The organism is Streptomyces sp. 8L, assembly GCF_020176795.1.
Taxonomy (GTDB): domain Bacteria; phylum Actinomycetota; class Actinomycetes; order Streptomycetales; family Streptomycetaceae; genus Streptomyces.
Window position 1 is genome coordinate 1 of record NZ_JAIUKE010000728.1, and the last position, 3542, is coordinate 3542.

The 3542-nt window shown below is 72.9% G+C and carries 3 protein-coding genes and 1 pseudogene; 1 reads left to right on the forward strand and 3 read right to left on the reverse strand.

The window, feature by feature from the left end:
- Positions 1–302: 302 nt before the first annotated feature.
- The 3 genes and pseudogenes from LCE31_RS37890 to LCE31_RS37900 form a co-directional block, all read right to left on the reverse strand.
- Positions 303–443 (reverse strand): annotated as a pseudogene (locus LCE31_RS37890) (Type 1 glutamine amidotransferase-like domain-containing protein); the annotation flags it as partial.
- A 38-nt stretch (positions 444–481) separates the two neighbouring features.
- Positions 482–877: a MerR family transcriptional regulator gene (locus LCE31_RS37895; RefSeq protein WP_225022688.1), complete on the reverse strand. Its 396-nt coding sequence runs from the start codon at positions 875–877 to the stop codon at positions 482–484.
- Between the two features lie 402 nt (positions 878–1279).
- Positions 1280–2260, reverse strand: a complete 981-nt coding sequence (locus LCE31_RS37900) for an aldo/keto reductase (RefSeq protein WP_225022686.1) — start codon at positions 2258–2260, stop codon at positions 1280–1282.
- A gap of 180 nt (positions 2261–2440) precedes the next feature.
- Between LCE31_RS37900 and LCE31_RS37905 the strand changes: the two genes are divergently transcribed.
- On the forward strand, positions 2441–3542 hold a 1102-nt coding region (locus LCE31_RS37905), incomplete at its 3' end, for a DUF2797 domain-containing protein (RefSeq protein WP_374118693.1).

Here is a 3542-nt window from a genome sequence, read left to right on the forward strand (position 1 = left end):
GAGGGGGAGGACGGGCCGGGCGAGGACGCGGAATCTTTCGCGCCGCCCTGGTCCGAGTCGCAGCCCGCCGCCCCCAGTGCCGCCAGCGCCGTCCCGCCCGCCAGGCCGAGCAACCGGCGGCGCGAGAACTGCCCGCGCCGCCCCTCGCGCGCTTCCGTGTTGCCCACTGACATCTGGTTGCCCGCCTCCGCCTCGGAGATGCTGCGTTCCCGGTCCTGTTCCCGTTTCCGTTCCTGCTCCGGTTCTTGTTGCCGGTCCTGTTTCTCTTCCTGTTCCCGTTCCCCGGTCCTGGCCCCGTTCTCGTTGCCGTACGGGAGGAGGCCGAGCCCGTTCGTCACCGGGCGCAGGCCGGGGCCGGACGAGTCCGTCGTGCCGCCCTCGTACCAGCAGATGGAACCCGCGCTCACGCCCGTCAGCGCCACCTCGGCCTGCCACGCGCGGCGGGGCTGTCATGGACAGGGAGCGAGCGTAGTCCGGTGGGTCAGCGGCCCGGTGCCGCCGCCTTCGCAGCCCGCGCGCGCAGCGTCTCGGCGAACTCCTCGGCGCGCGCCAGCTGTACGCGGAGCTCGGCCGCCCGCGCCGCCGTCGCTCTCTCAAAGTCGTCCAGCCGGGCCACGAACTCCGCCCGCTCCGCATCGTCCGGCGGTTCGGTGGCGTCCAGCCGGTCGGTGACCCGGAGGAGATCGCGCATCTGCTCCAGCGTGAACCCGAGCGGCTTCATGCGGCGGATCACCATCAGCCGCTCGACGTCGCCGTCCGTGTAGAGGCGGAAGCCGCCCTGCGAGCGCGCCGACGGTGTGACAAGGCCGATGTCCTCGTAATGCCGGATCGTGCGCAGGGACAGTTCCGTACGGGCCGCCACCTCGCCGATCTGCATGTGTGTGCGCGTGTCCTGCGGGCCCGTGTCCGGAGTACTCGCACCGGGTGTGTCCGTGCCCGTGCCGGTGCCCTGCGTGTACATGCCCACCTGCTCCCTGTGCTCCACGTGCCCGAAGCCGCCCGTCCGCACCCGTCCGACCCCTCTCGCGTCCGTCCGCCCCCGAGGGCAGCATCTCAGCCCCCGGCCGCCCGACCGGGTCTGGCGGTGCCCGGTGGGCACCCATCCGGGGCTACCCATCTCTACCCTTACGTCAAGGTAGGGTTCCGGCCGGCCGGCTCTCGCCTCGGCCCGGCGGCCGGGCCCCCTCCTCTCGACCCGACCGTCCGTCGGGCGTACCCGGCGCGGGGGCCGTGGCGGCCTGCCGCCCGGCGTGCCCCGGCCCCCGCGGTGGGGACGGCCTCAGCGGTTCACGCCGCTCATGTCCGCGTAGCGTTCCCCGGAGGCTGGGGCGATCGCGGTCAGCCGGGCCAGTTGCTCCGGGCTCAGCTCGACGGTGTCGGCCGCCACGTTCTCCTCCAGCCGGGACACCCGCTTCGTGCCCGGGATCGGGACGATGCCCTCGCCCTGGGCCAGCAGCCACGCGATCGCGACCTGGGCGGGAGTGGCGCCGAGTTCGCCGGCGACGGCCTCGACCTCGTCGACGATCCGCAGGTTCTGGCGGAGGTTCTCGTCCGTGAAGCGCGGATTTTTCTTGCGGAAGTCGTCGGCGTCGAGGGTGTCCGTCGTCCGTACGGTGCCCGTGAGGAAGCCGCGGCCGAGCGGGGAGTACGGCACGAAGCCGATGCCAAGCTCGCGCACGAGCGGGAGGAGCTCCGCCTCGACGTCGCGCGTCCACAGCGAGTACTCGGTCTGGAGCGCAGTGATCGGGTGGGTCGCGTGTGCGCGGCGGATCGTGTCGGGGGCGGCCTCGGAGAGTCCGATATGGCGGATCTTGCCTTCTTGTACGAGCTCCGCGAGCGTCCCGACGGTCTCCTCGATCGGCGTGCCCGGATCGACCCGGTGCTGGTAGTAGAGGTCGATGTGGTCCGTGCCGAGGCGCCGCAGCGACCCGTCGAGGGCCTTGCGGATGTTGGCGGGGCTGCTGTCCGTCTCGGGGACGGTGTCCCCGTCCCTCCGGTGGGAGAGGGCGCCGAACTTCGTGGCGAGTACGACGCGGTCCCGCCGGCCGCCGGTCAGCGCCCTGGCGACGAGTTCCTCGTTCGCGTACGGGCCGTAGATCTCGGCCGTGTCGAGCAGCGTCACACCGAGGTCGAGCGCGCGGTGGATCGTACGGATCGCCTCGGCGTCATCCGTACCGGCACCGGTGTAGTAGGCGGACATGGACATGCAGCCGAGCCCGATACGGGCGACATCGAGTCCGGCGAGGCGCGTGTGCTTCATGGCGTCGCATCCTTAACGTCCTGGGCCTGGATCGATCCTCAACACCCCCAAGGTCCTCGCTGAACGCGCTGCTCGCACCTTCAAGCCTCCAGGGCCTCCCCACATCCCCTCCACGCTCCGCGCTCCGGACGGTGACTGCGGCGAGGGTCGTTGTCAGTGGCTCCCTCTACTCTCGGAGAAGTGTCGGACACATGGCGTTGTGCCGGAATCCGGTGGGGTGGCGACGGCCTCTCTCCCGGGCCCCGGCTGGTGTGGGAGCCCCTCCGGTCGTCCGGACCGGAGGGAGAAGACGGGGGTGGACGTGGCAGGAGACATAGCGGCCGCAGGGCCGCGGAGCGGCTGAGCGAGCTGGTGTACGGGCGCGAGGTGGCGTTCCGTGCCGTGGGTCCGCGCCGGTGCACCGGCGCGGGGCGCGGCCGGTGCCCGCTCGCGGCCGAGGTGCCGGCCCGGAGCACGGGGGCCCAGTGCTCCGAGTGCGCGCGCCTCGACCGGCTGCGCTCGGTCGCCGCCGACACGGTGGCCGACGATCCGCGTCCGTACCGCGTCTATCTGGCGTGGTTCGGTCCGGGGATGCGGAAGGTCGGCATCACCGCCGAGGCCCGCGGCTCCGCACGGCTGCTCGAACAGGGTGCCGTCACATTCAGCTGGCTCGGCCGCGGCCCGCTGATGGCGGCGCGCCGTACGGAGGAGATGCTGCGGGCCGCGCTCGGGGTGCCGGACCGCATCCGGTACGCGGACAAGCGGGCAGCGCGCGCGAGCCTGCCGCCGGAGGCCGAGCGCGCCGCCGAGCTGGCGGAACTGCACGCGCGTGCGGTGGCGCTGCCGCACTGGCCCCGGTCGCTGGAGGCGGCGCCGTTCGAGGCCGTCGACCACGCGCGGGTGTTCGGCCTGGAGCGCACAACGGACCCGGCCCGTCCGATGGACCCGGCCCGTCCGATGGACCCGGCAGGTCGGATGGACCCGGCGCGCTCACCGGATGCGCCGATCGCGCCGATTCCGTCCGCGGTGCCGGTGTCGGCGGTGGTGACGGAGTTGGTGGACGGCGGCGTGATCGGAGGGCGGCTGGCCGCTGCCGCGGGGCCTGATCTGCATCTCGCCGTCGTGGGCAAGGGGGTCGTGGTACTGGACAGCCGCCTGATGCGGGGGTGGGGGCTGACGCGGGTGATCTCTGCCGAGGCGGCGGAGGAGAAGGAGGTGAGAGAGGGCTCCGCACGGCTGCTCGAACAGGGTGCCGTCACATTCAGCTGGCTCGGCCGCGGCCCGCTGATGGCGGCGCGCCGTA

Excerpts from the sequence above, each read along its gene's own strand:
- LCE31_RS37895 (WP_225022688.1), bottom strand. The coding sequence starts at position 877 with ATGCAGATCGGCGAGGTGGCGGCCCGTACGGAACTGTCCCTGCGCACG.
- LCE31_RS37900 (WP_225022686.1), bottom strand. The coding sequence starts at position 2,260 with ATGAAGCACACGCGCCTCGCCGGACTCGATGTCGCCCGTATCGGGCTC.